Source organism: Leptospira yanagawae serovar Saopaulo str. Sao Paulo = ATCC 700523, from assembly GCF_000332475.2.
Taxonomy (GTDB): domain Bacteria; phylum Spirochaetota; class Leptospiria; order Leptospirales; family Leptospiraceae; genus Leptospira_A; species Leptospira_A yanagawae.
Genome location: NZ_AOGX02000024.1, coordinates 431657 through 447064 on the forward strand (window position 1 = coordinate 431657; position 15408 = coordinate 447064).

A 15408-nucleotide genomic window follows, 5' to 3' on the forward strand; every position below is an offset into this window, starting at 1 on the left:
GGACAATCCTTGAACCAAATCTTCCGAGAAAATTTAAAATACATTCTGGCTGTTCTCCTCGTGTGGGCAATCACTTTCCCATGGATTCTGAGAAACAGGGACACCATCCTCGCCAAACTCACCCTCACCTATAATTCGTTTTTTGGTTACCCCAATCCTAGGATTGCTCACCAACTCATTGCCAAAGGGGATGCAGTCCTCGAAGGCCGAAAAGAAGGTGGGTCCAATTTCCTGCAAAACATTACTCAATTTTTCAGTTCCGAAGAAAACACAAAAGGGACTGTTTTGCCTTTGGACCTAGCTCTGATGGAAAAGTCCTGTTTGTATTTTCGTAGCAAAGAACATGTGGAAGAACATTTTTTAGAACTGACATGGAGGGAAAAAGCAAGCGAATGGGGCTCCCCTCTCTTCCAAAGGATGGCACCCCAAGGTGAATTACTCCTTGGCCCAAACCCCAAAGATTATTGGAACTCCCACATTGAAGCTGTTCTTACCGCACTTGATTATTACAAACGAGCTTTACGATTTTCTGGCCCAGAACTCATTGCTCCTAAAAAAATTGAATCGGTAGCTTGGGCAAGTTGTAGGCCAAGTGAAATCTTACTCGCATACAAAACCCATATGTTGGAAACAGAATCCTATGTATTACAAAAGTTAACTGACTTAGAAAAAGTTCCGAGTGGACTGAGCGCTGTACAAAAACGAAGTGTAGTACTATCGAGCATCAAACGAAGTGATTTCAGTGAAGTCTCGGCCAATGATTATTTAGAATCTTTGCTTCGGCAAATCCTACTCACTGGTATGAAACAATTTTCCCCAAGAGAAATGGATGATATCTATGAAAGGATTTTGTATTTTGTTGGATCCGATGAAAGAGAATACCTAAAGTTTAAATTCCGGCGAGCAGAGTTGTATTTCCAATTAGGAAAAGAAGAAAACTCATATTACCAAAAAGCAACAATAGAATTTAAAGAATCTTCCAATATCCAAATTGCATCGGAACTCGAAGACATCAACCTTCCTGCCCTCTTAGTCCACGAATTTGAAGCGAAATTAAAACAAGCAGAAAGTTTGCACAAACTTAAGGAAAACAATAAAAGTTTGGTTATCTTAGATTCATTAAAATCAAAACTTCGTAATGTAGATGAACGAAGTGTCGGTGGAAAAAAAGATGAAATTTTAAAAGCATACCATAATTTAAACCGATCCGTTCTACGTAAGCTCGGACGTTACGAAGAAGCAGATGAAATCCCATTTAACGAATGACATAAAGTATTTTGACTATAATGCAACCCACCCTCCTTACACAGAGATTTTAAAATCGTGTTTGGAGGAATACTTACAAAACTATTATAATCCCTCGGGAATCACCCGTTACTCCCTTCAAAACCAAGGAAAAATTGAACAAACCCGAAAGTACCTTGCAAAAATCACTCACGGAATTGAAAAACAATTTGTATTTTCTTCTACTGGAACAGAAGCAAATCATTTACTCATCCAAAGTTTGCGAGTCAAATACCCTAACCTTCGATCTGTGATAGTTTCTCCTTTTGAACATTCTAGTATGTACTCTGCATTAGAACTGTTCGGTTTCCAAGCAGAGATCATACAACCCAATCCCAGTGGAACCATCAATCTAAACCATTTAGAATTTTTATTAAAACAAGAACCAAGGCCTGTTATTTGTTTGTATGCAGGGAATGAAACCGGGGTCATCCAACCTGCCGAAGAGATTCAAACACTCACCAAACAACATGGACAATTGTTTTACAGTGATCTTATGCAAGCATTCTGTAAAATAGAAGTTCCCTTTTCTCTTTTTGATGGGTATAGTTTTTCAGGCCATAAAATTGGAGCTGGTATGGGCGCCGCTGTTACCTATCTACCGGAAAGTAATCCTCATTTTCGGTTGTTTGGTGGTGGGAATCAAGAAAATGAACACAGAGCTGGAACCGAAAATACCTTTGCCATTTCCACATTACAAAAAGTAACAGAAATTCAACTGGAAGGACTGCACAACAAAATCAATCGACTTCAAAATTTCCAATCCAAACTCGAATCGGAATTAGAATCTTTTGGTTGTGAAATCATTGCAAAAAACGAAAGAAGGTTACCGAATACAAGTTTTTTTATTTTACCCATCCACACAGTTGACTTTTTTTTATTGGGTTTAGAAGAAAAAGGAATCATCGTATCCACAGGTAGTTCCTGTAAATCAAGGGCCAGGGAAGCATCAAAATCCTTACTTTATATGGGATATGCAGAAGAACAGGCATTACGGGCAATTCGAATTTCTACTGGAAGTTTTACTACATTAGAAGATATTGAAATTCTTATAACGCAAATCAAAGAATTGATCCAAAAATTCCAGTGAAACCAAAATGAAAATCCGTATTTTATCAAAGTATTCTAACCCAGGGATTTCAGACGGCGAATGTATATGGGAAGAGAAACAAAATCAGTTTGGCAGTGTAGAAAAAACCACCTCCTTTTCAGGCGAGTTACTGTTTGAATTCCAAAAAGATTGGTCACTCTTTGTGGAACGAGTCCTTTCCCAAAATCCCAAAAAAACAGAGTTTTTTGATAAACTTAGTAAAAAATCAGATAATTTAGAACAAATCGTTTTTGGCAAAGCCACACCTGTTTGGAGGAAACCTGGGTTTCATGGAAACATCCAAATCTTAGTGGATCCTGAGTTTTCGCCTATCCCATGGGAAATTTTAAAAACCCACCAAGGTTATTTATTCCAAGATGAAACATTCAAACGGGGAATTCGGATCGAACAAACAGAAAAAGAAATTCTAAAAAAATCAAACACTGCTCTTATCATTTGTAATCCAGTGAAATCAAATTTACAAAACACGGTCAAAGAAGAATGTGCGATTCTTTTCCCCATTTTGGAAAAAAAATTTCCCTTACGAATTTTAAAACAAGACCACCTAACAAAAATACGATTCATTGAAGAAATGAATGCAGTGAGATACCTTCATTATGCAGGTCATACGGAAAAAAATGGAATTCCCATGGTAGAAAATCAATTTTTATCCATGAACGAAATTTCATCCAGATCCTTTTCCCATTTGGATTTGGTATTCTTTAATAGCTGTTATTCCTCCTTTGATTCCAAAAGCCAATCGGGTCTTACCACTAGTTTTTTAAAAGCCGGTGCAAAAACAGTGATTGGTTTTTTATACCCTGTCGAAACCAAATTAGCTAAAGAAATAGGAATTTCTTTTTGGAAGTATTTTTTGGAATCCAAAAATGCGGAAAAAAGTTTAAACAAAATCAGAAACCAACTTTTCAAAGGATCTGGCCGAGAGATCATCACTGCCATCAGTTTGGTCCAATTTTCCACTTCCTCCAAAGTCCAAAATTCAAAACGAATCGTAAGCCTAGTCTCCGGAATTTTGGCCGTTCTGTTTTTTTTGATCCTTTCGAATGCAACAAAAGACAAATCGGAAATGCAAACGATTGGAGAACTTGAGACCCAATCGGAAATGGGACAAGTGATCCCAAATAAACAAATTCCGAGAGAACCGAAGGTTATGTTGTCCAAAAACGATCCCTTACTTTTAAAAATCAAAAGTTTGTCTCATGTTGAATTTAAAAAACAGGCAATTTTGTTTTTAGAATCAAAACATGCATTACTTGACGAATCCCATAAAAGAGAAATCTTAGAATCCATTTTGTCAGAAGAAACTTCGGAAGAAAAAATGTTTTACGAATTCAAAACAAGGAGTGGTTTCTGATCCGTTTTTTTTACTCTTTGTATTTTCTGTATTCTTGAGTGCACCACTTCATTCCCAATGGTTTGGAAAAGAAACTTCCTTTGAAACTATATGGAACGAGTTTCAAAAAGAACCTAGTTTGCATTCCATTGCATTCAAAAAAGAAACCTATCCAATCCTTAGGGAAATAGAAACGAAGCAGGAAGAAGAATTTCAATATTACCAAAATCTTTGCAAATCAAATGAAATCCGTGATCTGTCTGATATTTTAAAACAAATTTCTTTTTATGATGCCTTATTGCATATAAGACGATGTGCGGAAGGAAAAAAAGAGGACCTGCTCCCAATCGAAAAGGATTCAAAAAAAAGAATTTTTGATTTAATCCTCTTTCCGAAATTAGAAATCCTTCCCAATGAAATTACAAATGATGAAATCTATTCTTTGGTTCGCGAACTCTTAAGGGAATGGGAAAAAACAGTGTACCTCTTTTCTAATTTTTACAAACCTCATGAGGTTTTATTTTTAGGAAAAGAAAGGGAATATTCCCTAACAATGAATAGAATATTATATTCAGAAATGCCCGAATCAAAACGAAAAACATTATTACTTCGTTTATTACAGGATATCAAATCCCATCAGAAGTCCACCTACCAATTGTTTTATTATTCCAATCAAAATCCATGGAATCTCAAAACATTAAAATTAGAAAATGAAAAATCAAAATCCATTTTTTTAGAAATTTTGAAACTGTGGAAACTTGATCCCATTTTTTCCAATACACAACGTTCCCAACTGAACGATCTAGAAATCTGTTTAGCAAAAATCCCATCTGACCAAACGAAAATTCGAATATTCGGTTTTTTTGGATTTTTTCATGATTATGGAAGGTTTGGATATGAAAACCAAATTGGTGCGTTAGGTTCTAACCAAACAAGGCTTCAGTACATACACCAAACTTTATTCCAATCCCATCATTTCCAAAAAAGATTAGAAAATGTAATGATCTCTTGCAAAAATTCCGTCGAATCACAGAAAGAACTATGAGTGATGAGATTAGGACTTTGATTGATGACTGCCTGCTTGGGAAAAGAGAAGCTTGGCAAACCCTCATCCAGAAATTCCACAGGCTCATCATTGGAACCTGTGCCCACTATGTACCAAAGGAAGAAGTGGTAGACACTTCCCAACTCGTTTACCTCAAACTCACCGAAAATGATTACCAATTGTTACGAAAGTTCAAAGGAGAAAGTTTCCCGGCCTTTATCATCTATTTAAATGAAATCGCAAAAAACATCAGCATGTCCCACACTCGGAGTATAAGAAGAACGGAATACAGAGAGGGCCTCTCTCTTGACCTAAGCATTGATATCTTAGATGAAAGGCAAACCCAAGAAGATGTGTACTTTGAATGGGAAGAAAAACAGGAGTTTTACGATCTCATAGATGCATTGGATGAACCACACAAAGAAATCCTCATCCTTCGACTAAAAGGATATAAATTCAAAGAAATTGCGGAGATTTTAGATGTTCCCATAGGGACAGTACTAGCAAGGGCCAACAGAGCCAAAGAAAAGATAAAAAAATTACAAACAAAGGAAATAAAGCCGTAACGGTGGGAAATTAATGTATGGAGACAAAAGATCCTAATCCATTTATGAACCGACTCAAACTCAAAGAAGCTCTCTACCTCATGTCCCAAGGGGAAGAAGTGGATCAGGTGACTCTCCAAAGGATCTTAGAATCCGTTGTTCCTGGTCCTGATTCCAAAATCCGCATTTACCTCCAATTCATGAACGAATCCTTAAAGGTTTTGATGAGCGACTGGGAAAATACCACCTTACATACCGCACAAATGGCACTGAGAGGGCAAGGGAATGGAGGTGCATTCCGAGTGCACAGGCAGGTAGCAGGAAGGGATTTGGACTTTGTGTTCCAACCCAATGCCGATAAAAACCAGGTGTTTTTGTCAGTGGAAGCTTCCAATGCGGACAAACTCTCCGCAAAACTTTTTTTGGATGGGACACCTGTGGAAACCTTACCGAAATTAGGCAGCCAGTCCATGTTTGACTCACCCATCACTCTCGATTCCAGTCCGGAACTTGCCATCTTTGAATCTGGCAAAGAAATTGGGCGTTATCATTTCATGTTACAATCGTAACTTTTTTTATGATTTTTGCAATAAAAGAGGTGGGACTAGGCATTGATACTTTGAGAAGAGGCCCCTATCTATAGGATCCTACTATCTTTTTCCAAACTAGTTCACTTGAGAAACATCCCGACGTTAAATCGGGATTTTTTTTATGCATTCACTCGGAAATAAATCACATCTCCGTCTTGGACGATGTATTCTTTCCCTTCCACTCGCAGTTTCCCTTCTTCTTTGACTTTGGCTTGGTCCCCAGTGCGGTCTAAGTCTTCATACCGCATGACTTCTGCTCGGATGTATCCTTTTTCAAAATCAGAGTGGATGACACTTGCTGCCACGGGTCCAGAACTCCCTAGTTTTGTGGTCCAAGCTCTCACTTCTTCCACACCAGCAGTGAAAAACGTAATGAGGCCGAGCAGTTGGTAAGAAGCCCGGATCATCCGAGAAAGACCTGATTCTTTTTCCCCAATCTCTTCTAAAAATGCCAATTGGTCTTCTTTTTCAAGTCCTGAAATTTCTTCTTCAAATCGCCCACATAAAACTACAACAGGAGCTGATTCTTGATTTGCATATTCAGTGATGGATTTAACAAGAGGGTTCTCAGTAGACTTTACATCTGAATCCAAGATATTTGCCACATATAACACGGGCTTAATGGTGATTAGGTTGAATTTTTTTGCGATTTTAACTTCTTCTTCTGATAATGTTACAGTGGAGGCTCTGTTCCCTTTTTTTAAGGCATCCAGAATTTTATCCATTACAGCCAAAATTTCTGCCGCTTCTTTGTTCCCAGTTTTTGCCGTTTTGGATACTCTTTGTTGTTGTTTTTCCAAACTATCTAGATCGGCAAGAATCAATTCATAATTGATTACAGTGATATCTTCTATTGGGTCCACCTTTCCGTGAACATGTGTTATATTTTCGTCCTGAAAAGCGCGGACAACATGGCAGATGGCATCCACTTCTCGGATATGAGATAAAAATTGATTTCCTAATCCTTCCCCTTGGCTTGCCCCTTTTACGAGGCCTGCAATGTCCACAAACTCAATCATCGTCGGAACAGTGCGTTTTGGTTTGTAAATTTCAGAAAGGCGTTGTAACCTTTCGTCAGGGACTTCCACAACACCAGTATTGGGTTCAATGGTACAAAACGGGTAATTCGCAGCTTGTGCACCTGCTTTTGTGAGAGCGTTAAAAATAGTCGACTTACCGACGTTTGGAAGACCTACAATGCCACAATTCAAAGCCATACGGATAGGTTTTTCGAAGGAAGTGCGAGGACAAGGAAAATTGTTGTCTTAGTTTTGAAATCCCGTTTCTAAATACACGGATAAAAGAAAAGTAACCGAAACCAAAATGACAAATAAGTAAAATCCTAAGTAGAGTTTTCCAATCCGTTTCCAAGGAAAACGTTCCCTAAGTTGTAAGGTTTGGATGATCCATTCAGGATTTGGATCAGGAGGTAGTTCTTCTTCCCTGCCAGACTTACTCCATACAAATTGTTTTTCTTCCTGTTTCAAATTGTAAAATGGAGCCTTATCTCCCTCTTCCAAAATACTGAGTAAAAGGGAAGGGATTTCAAAATATTTAAAACGAATCAGGCCAGAAAAACCAGTGAATATCGCCAAATAATTGATGACAACAATTAAGGGACTTGCCGTATAACGAGAGCTAAAGAGTAAGTATAAATAAATGACTAAAAAACTAATCGAAATCAATTTAGAAATGGAGGTAAGTTTTTTATAAACTTTTTGTTCTTTTAAAAAATTTGAATACACTTCCGTTTTCATATCATTATTTCGTTTGCAAAGAATTTGGAATTTGTTATGGAAGGCAACCGCTTCAACCAATCACCAGGAATTTCCGTTTTTACCATATGGTTTTGGCCATTGAAGTCAGTAAAGGAAAATCGAAATGCATGCAGGTACATTCGGCTCTCCCTATTCTCTTTTTTCCCATACACTTGGTCCCCTACAATTGGAAAACCCAAAGCAGAAAGCATAACACGAATTTGATGCCTCCTTCCTGTTAGAATTTTTGCAGTTCCGAAGGAAAGGTTATTTTTTTGTTCAGAAACGAAGATGGTAAATTCTGTAATCGCTTTTTTACCTCCACTTCTCACAATGTTCACTTGTTTGTTTCCATCCTTAATAAAACATTCCATCCGATGTTCTTTCCAATTAGGGACCCCTTCACAAATAAAAACATATGTTTTTTCGGCTTCTTTTAGTAAAAGATCCAATTCCAGATTTTTGGTTTTATTTTTCCCAAGTAAAACCAAACCACTCGTTCCTAAATCGAGCCGGTTGATCGTACGAAGTTCAGGAAGTTGCAAATGATTGGCAAGCAGTCGAGTAAAGTCCAAACGGTTTGGGTCTTTGGTTTCGTGGACGGGAATACCAGCCGGTTTGTCGGCTAACAAAAAATCATCATTCTCAAAATAGATCCGAGTGGTAAAGTTACCTTTTAGTTGGATGAGTTTAGGTTGAGAACTCAATGTAGAGACCACCCAAACTTCGAATATTGATCACCCCATTTTCAAATAATAAATATTGCCCTTTGATCCCAACAAGAGTGTCAGAAATCGGAGTGTCTTTTGTGAGTTTTAAGGATTTCACTTTGGAAGGATAAGTCAAAATTGGGTATTGGATTTCCTGGATCTCAGATAAAGTGATCCTTCTCCAAACTAACTTTTGTTTGGTTTCCAAAGGTGAAACAAATTCATTTTTTTCCAAATGGTTTAAAAATTTATCTGCTTCTTTTTTTAAATCGATGTAGTTTGGATCACCTGAAACCATTTTTTGCCAAGAGGTTTTATCTGGTAAAAATTGGCTTAAAAAATGTTCCAAAATGCCAGCATCCCTTCTCGAATCCACTTCTAAGATTGGAATCCCAAACCTTGCCCCCTGGTCCACCCAACGATTGGAAATTGGATTTTCTTTTGTGATTCCCACTTTGAGTCCGCTGGAATTGGCAAAGTAAACCACATGTTTTTTAAAACAATTTGTATTCCCCCAATTGGCATCACGGCAAGTGCCTCTGTGATGGTGGCAAGTTTCTGGCCGCAAAATACACATATCATTTTCAGCCAAACTGGAAAAACAGGTAAAACAATAACCTTGGTTAAATGACTTTTTTGTTTTTTTACCACAATGCATACAACGAATTTCATCGTTAGTATAAAGGTTAATTTTTTTACCAAGGAATGTCTCCATCGCAACATCTGATTGGTGTTCTGCGACTCGGATCTCTTTTTGTTTTTTATCTTCTGTGTATGTGGCATATTCCCAAGTATACGAAACAGGGGTCGTTCCTTTATGGGACATCTTCCTCACAAAACCTTGAAAACTTGGCATAAATTAAAAAGTATATTCCTTCACTTCTTCTGGAAAGTAATCACGATTCACTTTCACAAAGTATAAATGTGAGAGTTGTGGATTTTCAAGTGATGGTTTCCATACAAAAATCACTATGGTATTTTGGAAGAGGTAATGTGAGATCTGGCCTTTGGGGTGGTAAAACAAAGAGAGTTTCGATTCCCCTTCTCCGAGGAGTATTACGTTACCATTTAGATTTCTAGATTTTTCTTTCGAAATTTTGAACCGTATGTTTCCACTAGGGTTTATGTCTTCCGGATCACGTCCTTCTGCAAACTCACCATCACTGATTTCTGATTGAACATTCACTTGGTCAGTTGTCCCAGTGAAATCTAAAAAATTACAAGGGAAATCTCCTGGCATACTTGGAAATTCATCCGAACAAGTTTGATAGATTGTTTCTTTTTCTTCTAATCGGGAATAGGTTCCCATCACTGTGCTTCGAATGGTAGCATAGGCGACCGACTTTAATACCTTGGCAGTTTTTTGTTTGGGAATCAATTTGAGCTTTGCGTCAGAAGCAAAAAGATTTCCGACGATGATTGCACAAAAAAAAGTAAAAACAAATAAAAATTTCATTTTGGAATCCTTAGTACAATAAGTACGGTTTAATCCGTTTCCTTTCATTTTCTTCTTCACTGGCATAGGAATTGTGAAATTCTGAATACGATTTTCCTTCATTTATAGAAGTTCGAAAGTGGTCATTGCCCCATAATTGGTCAATCCAATGGTTTGTTGATCCCTTACTCCATTTAAAGTCATTTGGATAGGTTTCTTTCATCAAGCGGATGAGTTCATAGGCTAGTAACATGGGGTCATAATCTGGCCGAACCAAATTCATTCGAAGACCAGAACAAATTTTTCCTTTGTGAGGACCAAAGGTAGGTTTGAAGTATACTGTTGAGAAGTAATAAGATTTATCGCCAATGGACGATAGTTTATTGGCAAGTTCTTCAGGATTTGTCATCCACGGAGCACCAAAATAAACAAACGGAGCTTGTGTCCCTCTTCCGACGGAAACATTCACACCTTCCAGTAGTACAAGCGATAAATAATTCCTTGCAGAATCCACCATAGGTAAGTTAGGTGAGGGAGTCGTCCACGGGATTCCTGTATCTTCAAAGTACATTCCCCTTTTGTATCCTTCTACCGGAATTACATTCAAATCCACCGATTCCTTTAGGAATTCTTTGTTATAAAAAATAGCTGCTTCTCCTGTCGTCATACCTGTGATGAGAAGTGAGGGAAATTCTCCAGCAAAATTCAGATGCCTTGGATTCATCTTTTCCCCCATAGGAGGAAGGTGCATCGCTACATGGATGTGATCAAGGACAATGAGTTTTGTTTTTGTATTCTTTAGAGCATCCATCAAACGTTTTAGAACACTTAAGTATGTATAACAGCGCATTCCTACGTCTTGTACATCAAACAAAACATAATCAACGTCACGAACTAGTTCTCTCAGTTCCACATCTTTGATTCGGTAGATGTGATACAAAGGACGATTGAATGTAGAATCCATCGTGACAGGAGTTTGGCTGAATTCTTCTTCCAAACCTAAGAAACCATGTTCGAGTCCAATCAAATGTTCTAATGTGATTTTGTGTTTCTCAAAGGAGGAGATGATTTTTTTAGGACTCGTTCCTATTCCTGATGGATTTGTTGCAAGCATCAGTTTTTTTCCCGCCATTGTAGGTAGGATTTTTTCGTAAAAAATGTCCTGAGACAAACGAAGTTTGGAATCAGAAGGGTGGACACGAAATTGCGGAACCGTGTTCCCTTGGCAAGCAAGGACAAGAAAGCAGAGAGAAAACCGAAAAAAGTAATTGGTCATGTAAGTATATGTTTCTATAATATAGCAAATCTTCAAGGAGAAATGTCCTTCATGTTTCACCGACTTCGAATTGCTCCCTTTACTGGGATTTTAGTCCTCTCCATTTTGGCATGTGCCGGTTCCAATTCCGCGCAAAAAAACCCATCACTCCCAGACAATGTGGTCACAGCCATGGGTGAGGCCCCGATTTACCAAGGAGACTTGGCTCTTGCTCGGAATAAAGCACTCAAAGATGCAAAACTCAATGCCATCCGTAAATTGGTAGGGGAACAAATCACAGAAAAATCGGGAGTCTCCGATGGACAATCCCTTGGGTCCAAACTCTACGGTAAAACTGACAGTTTCGTGAAAAAATACGACATCATCAGTGAAGAACAGTGGAAACTCGACACACAAGACATGATCCGATTGAATGTTCGTTGTGAAGTGGAAGCCACAAAACTTTCGACTGCCGTCGATGCACTCCTTGATGATGTAGGAAATCCCCGAATTGCAGTCCTTGTGCAAACAGTTGTGAATGGAAAATCCTTTCCCATTGGATCAGCCACTAACATTGCAGAAGCGGAACTCATTGAAAAACTCCGGGCCAAAGGGAATAAAGTGGTCGATAGTTCCCAACTCACTGCCCTTCTCAAAAAAAATCCGAGCCTTGCCAAACTAGACCTCACTTCAGTGGAAGAAGGTAGCCCTCTTCTCACACTCGCACAAGATTCAGGTGCAGAAGTGTTGATTGTGGCAAAGGTCAACACCACGGACCAAAAACCTGTGGTCCTTCCTGGTGGGAAAAAAACTGATTTTTTAAGTTCAGCTGCGACTGGGCCTTACCGCATCATCCAGTTATGGGGTGACGGAAAAATCTTTGGTTCTGGAAGTTTGGAAGGACGTGGTGCCGACATCACCCAAGAAGTATCCAGAGAACAAGCTGTCAAAGATTGGGCGAACTTAGTGTCTGTGAAAGTGGGAAAACAAATCAAAGATGAATGGTTCAAACTCACAGAACAAAACACAGTCATTTTAAAATTCAAAGGATTAGCTTTGGAAGACGCCATCAATTTCAAAAACGATTTGATGGAATATACATCCGTCAAACAAGTGAATGATCGCAAAACAGAAATGAACGGATCGGAATGGGAACTGACTTACCCAGGAAAAGAATCTATGTTTGCTGAAGAATTGATGTATAAAAAAGATTCCAGTTTCCGATTTTTAAGCAGTAAAACCTTAAATATCAATAGTTCAAAACGCGGAGTTGTGGAAATCGAATTTAAAAACAAGTAGTAAAATGAACACTATGAACCCGCAGAGAAAAACGTTCTTATCTCTGCTGGGTCAAGTGGTTTAGCAAAATAACGTGATACCTGTTTTTTTGCGATTGCTTCTTCCATTTCTTTCGTTAGATCATAACCAGTTAACAAGCAGTAAACGACATCTGGCCTTTCCGATTTAGCCTTTGTGATGAGCTCTAAACCATCCATTCCCGGCATTCTCATATCACTGATTACATACTGGATTTCTTCTGTTTCCAAAATTTCTTCTAAGGCTTCCTCACCAGATTTAGCAACGAGTACATCAAAATCATTTCGAAACAAATCCCGAAACAGATGTAAATTCATGATTTCATCATCAACATAAAGTAGTTTTGGTTTTTTCACATGGATTCTCCCATCCATCTCGGTAAGTGGATCGTGATCCTTGTCCCCAATCCCCACTCTGATTTGACTTCCAGGGAACCCGAATGTTCCTTGAGAATTTTTGAAGCGATGGATAACCCAAGGCCCACACCCTTGCCAGGTTCCTTTGTGGTAAAAAATGGAATCGCAATTTGTGATAGGTGTTCCTTTTGAATCCCGGTTCCCGTATCTTCGATATGGATGGAAATGGTTTCATCCAATGTAGAAGTGATGATGGAAAGTTCCCCTCCATTTTTTTCCATGGATTGGATGGCATTCGTAAAAATATTGAGAAACACTTGGTGGATTTTTCCCGAATTCCCTCGAATGAAAAGGTCTCCCTCGGAAAAATCTTTTTTCACAATGATTTTATCTCGTAAGGAATGCGAGAGGATGACGAGACAGTTTTCCAACATCTCTTCAACAGAAATGGTTTCATCAAGGGAATCACCACTCCTTGTGTATTGGTTTAGTCCCTTTACAATTTTTGTAGTGCGTTCCACCCCCACTTTAATTGCATCTAAATACAATTTTATCTTCTCTTGCGAAATCCCAGAAGACTGGACAACTTCGAGTAATCCATAATACCCACCTGTGATAAAATTGAGAGGGTTGTTAATTTCGTGAGCGATTCCGGCTGATAACAAACCAAGACTTGCCAGTTTTTCTGATTCAATCAATTGGTTTTGTCTTTCGCTTAACTCACGTAAGGTTTGTTCTAATTTCGAGGTTCTTTCTTTTACTTGTAGTTCTAATTCTTGGTTAGAAACTTCCAGTTTTCGTTCATAATCCAAACGTTCTAATTCAGCAGCGATCCTTCCTGAAAAAATTTGAAACAAAGTTAAAATTTGATCTTTTTCAGTGATTTCTTTTTCATACAATCCTACAATTAAACCAATATTTTCCTTTTTAGAATTGTACAAAGGAGATCCTATGTAGCCTTCTATATTCATTTCTGCCAACAAATGATCATTGGGAAATAATTTTTGAACTTGGTTTGGATAATAACAAATTGTTGTCTCGAGTACATTGGCACAAGGCGTACCGTCTAATGAATATTCGATATTGTTCACAATTTTACCATGTAAACATAATGATACAGTTTTGGATTCATATTTACTCTTATCAAATAGTGCGATAAAAACACTATCCGCACCAATGACAGAACTCAGTTTCTCCGTTAGTCGATTGAGAAATTCATTTCCATAGGTATTGGAAACTGCTTCAATGATGTCTGATAACAACTCACCTTGTAACATCTGGTATTGTTTTACGGCTCAAACAAGAATCAATGTTTTTAAAAAACGAAGATCATTTGGATGTTGGATCCGTTTCTTTGGGTTCGCTGACTAAAGGCAATTTGGTTTGGTTTACATCAAGTAGTGGTCCCAGTTCATAGATATTGTTATATCCATAAGCTTTCAGTGAGTTGTAAGTTGATAGGTTTAGGGATGCCGCTGGACTTTTAGCAGCAAACGCTTGTTCGTTTCCTTCAAAATTATTATTACAATAAATCAATATTTTTGATTTCGGTTCAGGGATCACTGATGCCAAACTATCTTTTGTGAATTCAGTAAATGGTAGGTTCACTGCTCCTTTGATATGCAACAATCGGAATCTGTTTTCACTCCGTGCATCCAAAACCACGACCCCATCTTCTGCCATCATTTGCAAAAATTGTTCTTCTGTTAATCGGTGGGTTTCACGCTCCGTTTCCGAACGGTTGACAATTTTTTTGAATTGTCCGTAATCGATAAGTCGATTGGGAATCGGTTCTACTTTTGGTTTTTTGGTTTGTTTTTGATTTGGTTTTGCCACCAAAGAAAAAACAAACGGAATTAGAACTAGTACGAGAACTCGTTTCATGGTGATCCCCTTATCAGAAAAACAATGCAAGTATACCAAGGAAAATGTCAGGAACTCAAATCTTTTTTCGGCTTGCCAGGGGATTTATCAAGAATTGAGTGAAAGGAATGAGTACATTACGCGCTGTTATCAAAACAAATAAAGGAGAAATCCGAATCGATCTCACTCCTGACAAAACTCCAAACACTGTTGCCAATTTTGTCAACTTAGCCCAGAGGAAATTTTACGATGGATTGAAATTCCACCGTGTCATCGCAGATTTTATGATCCAAGGTGGTTGCCCCCAAGGTACGGGAACCGGTGGACCTGGTTACAAATTCCGAGATGAATTTGATTCTAGTTTGAAACACAACAAACCTGGGGTCCTTTCGATGGCAAATGCAGGGCCTGGAACCAATGGCAGTCAATTTTTTATCACCCACGTTCCCACCCCATGGCTTGACGGAAAACATTCCGTGTTTGGTTCTGTTGTGGATACTTCTGACCAAGAGATTGTGAATTCCATTAGACAAGGAGATTTGATTGAATCCATCACAATCGATGGAGATGTGGCAAGTGTATTTGCTGTTGCAAAACCCTATCTGGATGAATGGAACGCGGTCTTAGACTCTAAAAAATAAAACTTGCTCTTTTTTGGCCTCTTGGTCTTAGTCTAATCACTATGAAAGAGGTCAAAAAACAAAAACCAATCACCCAAATGAAATTGGCTTCACGGACAATCTTCTCCTTGAAACCAACCAAAATCAAACCGTCCAAAAAAATCTATTCCCGAAAAGGTAAAAACGA

At 38.3% G+C, this 15408-nt stretch carries 17 protein-coding genes; 8 read left to right on the top strand and 9 right to left on the bottom strand.

Annotation, left to right across the window (positions count from 1 at the left end):
* Window positions 1-9 precede the first annotated feature (9 nt).
* Genes LEP1GSC202_RS13735 through LEP1GSC202_RS13760 form a run of 6 tightly spaced genes read left to right on the top strand, consistent with a single transcriptional unit; the run spans window position 10 to window position 5887 of the window.
* The gene (locus tag LEP1GSC202_RS13735) at window positions 10-1266 is read left to right on the top strand and encodes a hypothetical protein (protein ID WP_015678189.1); all 1257 of its coding nucleotides are present in this window, start codon (window positions 10-12) and stop codon (window positions 1264-1266) included.
* On the top strand, window positions 1244-2374 hold the full coding sequence (locus LEP1GSC202_RS13740) for a cysteine desulfurase family protein (RefSeq protein ID WP_015678182.1): 1131 nt from the start codon (window positions 1244-1246) through the stop codon (window positions 2372-2374). The genes LEP1GSC202_RS13735 and LEP1GSC202_RS13740 overlap by 23 nt, the downstream gene beginning before the upstream one ends.
* A 7-nt stretch (window positions 2375-2381) precedes the next feature.
* Entirely contained in the window at window positions 2382-3749 is a 1368-nt protein-coding gene (locus tag LEP1GSC202_RS13745) for a CHAT domain-containing protein (RefSeq protein WP_015677998.1), read from the top strand.
* Complete coding sequence (locus tag LEP1GSC202_RS13750; protein ID WP_015678332.1) at window positions 3739-4773, top strand: hypothetical protein; 1035 nt, start codon at window positions 3739-3741, stop codon at window positions 4771-4773. The genes LEP1GSC202_RS13745 and LEP1GSC202_RS13750 overlap by 11 nt, the downstream gene beginning before the upstream one ends.
* Window positions 4770-5339, top strand: a complete 570-nt coding sequence (locus LEP1GSC202_RS13755; RefSeq protein WP_015678273.1) for an RNA polymerase sigma factor — start codon at window positions 4770-4772, stop codon at window positions 5337-5339. Before LEP1GSC202_RS13750 ends, LEP1GSC202_RS13755 begins: the two co-directional genes overlap by 4 nt.
* Before the next feature lie 17 nt (window positions 5340-5356).
* Window positions 5357-5887, top strand: a complete 531-nt coding sequence (locus LEP1GSC202_RS13760; RefSeq protein WP_015678236.1) for a hypothetical protein — start codon at window positions 5357-5359, stop codon at window positions 5885-5887.
* A gap of 140 nt (window positions 5888-6027) precedes the next feature.
* Here LEP1GSC202_RS13760 and ychF read toward each other — a convergent pair whose 3' ends face one another.
* Genes ychF through LEP1GSC202_RS13790 form a run of 6 tightly spaced genes read right to left on the bottom strand, consistent with a single transcriptional unit; the run spans window position 6028 to window position 11086 of the window.
* On the bottom strand, window positions 6028-7125 hold the full coding sequence (ychF, locus tag LEP1GSC202_RS13765; protein ID WP_015678033.1) for a redox-regulated ATPase YchF: 1098 nt from the start codon (window positions 7123-7125) through the stop codon (window positions 6028-6030).
* Window positions 7126-7173: 48 nt separating this feature from the next.
* On the bottom strand, window positions 7174-7665 hold the full coding sequence (locus tag LEP1GSC202_RS13770; RefSeq protein WP_015678175.1) for a hypothetical protein: 492 nt from the start codon (window positions 7663-7665) through the stop codon (window positions 7174-7176).
* On the bottom strand, window positions 7662-8372 hold the full coding sequence (locus LEP1GSC202_RS13775) for an RluA family pseudouridine synthase (RefSeq protein ID WP_015678039.1): 711 nt from the start codon (window positions 8370-8372) through the stop codon (window positions 7662-7664). The genes LEP1GSC202_RS13770 and LEP1GSC202_RS13775 overlap by 4 nt, the downstream gene beginning before the upstream one ends.
* Window positions 8356-9231 carry a DUF2797 domain-containing protein gene (locus LEP1GSC202_RS13780; protein ID WP_015678411.1) on the bottom strand — a complete coding sequence of 292 codons (876 nt, stop codon included), beginning with the start codon at window positions 9229-9231 and terminating at the stop codon, window positions 8356-8358. Before LEP1GSC202_RS13780 ends, LEP1GSC202_RS13775 begins: the two co-directional genes overlap by 17 nt.
* Window positions 9232-9234: 3 nt before the next feature.
* Window positions 9235-9831: an LIC_11883 family protein gene (locus LEP1GSC202_RS13785; protein WP_015678278.1), complete on the bottom strand. Its 597-nt coding sequence runs from the start codon at window positions 9829-9831 to the stop codon at window positions 9235-9237.
* A gap of 10 nt (window positions 9832-9841) precedes the next feature.
* Window positions 9842-11086, bottom strand: a complete 1245-nt coding sequence (locus LEP1GSC202_RS13790) for an exo-beta-N-acetylmuramidase NamZ family protein (protein WP_015678221.1) — start codon at window positions 11084-11086, stop codon at window positions 9842-9844.
* Between the two features lie 51 nt (window positions 11087-11137).
* Between LEP1GSC202_RS13790 and LEP1GSC202_RS13795 the strand changes: the two genes are divergently transcribed.
* The gene (locus tag LEP1GSC202_RS13795) at window positions 11138-12364 is read left to right on the top strand and encodes a lipoprotein LipL46 (protein ID WP_015678351.1); all 1227 of its coding nucleotides are present in this window, start codon (window positions 11138-11140) and stop codon (window positions 12362-12364) included.
* Between the two features lie 11 nt (window positions 12365-12375).
* On the opposite strand, the gene LEP1GSC202_RS13800 is transcribed toward LEP1GSC202_RS13795, so the two are convergent.
* The 3 genes from LEP1GSC202_RS13800 to LEP1GSC202_RS13810 are packed head-to-tail and all read right to left on the bottom strand — an operon-like array spanning window position 12376 to window position 14622.
* Window positions 12376-12738, bottom strand: coding sequence for a response regulator (locus LEP1GSC202_RS13800; protein ID WP_015677972.1), 363 nt, complete (start codon window positions 12736-12738; stop codon window positions 12376-12378).
* Window positions 12735-14015 (bottom strand): GAF domain-containing sensor histidine kinase, encoded by a 1281-nt coding sequence (locus tag LEP1GSC202_RS13805; RefSeq protein WP_015678148.1) that lies wholly within the window; start codon window positions 14013-14015, stop codon window positions 12735-12737. Before LEP1GSC202_RS13805 ends, LEP1GSC202_RS13800 begins: the two co-directional genes overlap by 4 nt.
* A gap of 52 nt (window positions 14016-14067) precedes the next feature.
* Window positions 14068-14622 (bottom strand): rhodanese-like domain-containing protein, encoded by a 555-nt coding sequence (locus tag LEP1GSC202_RS13810; RefSeq protein ID WP_039929016.1) that lies wholly within the window; start codon window positions 14620-14622, stop codon window positions 14068-14070.
* A gap of 107 nt (window positions 14623-14729) precedes the next feature.
* Between LEP1GSC202_RS13810 and LEP1GSC202_RS13815 the strand changes: the two genes are divergently transcribed.
* Complete coding sequence (locus LEP1GSC202_RS13815) at window positions 14730-15242, top strand: peptidylprolyl isomerase (RefSeq protein ID WP_039929066.1); 513 nt, start codon at window positions 14730-14732, stop codon at window positions 15240-15242.
* The last annotated feature ends 166 nt before the right edge of the window (window positions 15243-15408 follow it).

What these genes read in the sequence shown, in the direction of transcription:
- LEP1GSC202_RS13740 (WP_015678182.1), top strand. Translation starts at nt 1,244, where the DNA reads ATGAAATCCCATTTAACGAATGACATAAAGTATTTTGACTATAATGCA.
- LEP1GSC202_RS13795 (WP_015678351.1), top strand. Translation starts at nt 11,138, where the DNA reads ATGTTTCACCGACTTCGAATTGCTCCCTTTACTGGGATTTTAGTCCTC.
- LEP1GSC202_RS13805 (WP_015678148.1), bottom strand. Translation starts at nt 14,015, where the DNA reads ATGTTACAAGGTGAGTTGTTATCAGACATCATTGAAGCAGTTTCCAAT.
- LEP1GSC202_RS13780 (WP_015678411.1), bottom strand. Translation starts at nt 9,231, where the DNA reads ATGCCAAGTTTTCAAGGTTTTGTGAGGAAGATGTCCCATAAAGGAACG.
- LEP1GSC202_RS13785 (WP_015678278.1), bottom strand. Translation starts at nt 9,831, where the DNA reads ATGAAATTTTTATTTGTTTTTACTTTTTTTTGTGCAATCATCGTCGGA.
- LEP1GSC202_RS13745 (WP_015677998.1), top strand. Translation starts at nt 2,382, where the DNA reads ATGAAAATCCGTATTTTATCAAAGTATTCTAACCCAGGGATTTCAGAC.
- LEP1GSC202_RS13810 (WP_039929016.1), bottom strand. Translation starts at nt 14,622, where the DNA reads ATGAAACGAGTTCTCGTACTAGTTCTAATTCCGTTTGTTTTTTCTTTG.
- ychF (WP_015678033.1), bottom strand. Translation starts at nt 7,125, where the DNA reads ATGGCTTTGAATTGTGGCATTGTAGGTCTTCCAAACGTCGGTAAGTCG.
- LEP1GSC202_RS13815 (WP_039929066.1), top strand. Translation starts at nt 14,730, where the DNA reads ATGAGTACATTACGCGCTGTTATCAAAACAAATAAAGGAGAAATCCGA.
- LEP1GSC202_RS13755 (WP_015678273.1), top strand. Translation starts at nt 4,770, where the DNA reads ATGAGTGATGAGATTAGGACTTTGATTGATGACTGCCTGCTTGGGAAA.
- LEP1GSC202_RS13770 (WP_015678175.1), bottom strand. Translation starts at nt 7,665, where the DNA reads ATGAAAACGGAAGTGTATTCAAATTTTTTAAAAGAACAAAAAGTTTAT.
- LEP1GSC202_RS13760 (WP_015678236.1), top strand. Translation starts at nt 5,357, where the DNA reads ATGGAGACAAAAGATCCTAATCCATTTATGAACCGACTCAAACTCAAA.
- LEP1GSC202_RS13790 (WP_015678221.1), bottom strand. Translation starts at nt 11,086, where the DNA reads ATGACCAATTACTTTTTTCGGTTTTCTCTCTGCTTTCTTGTCCTTGCT.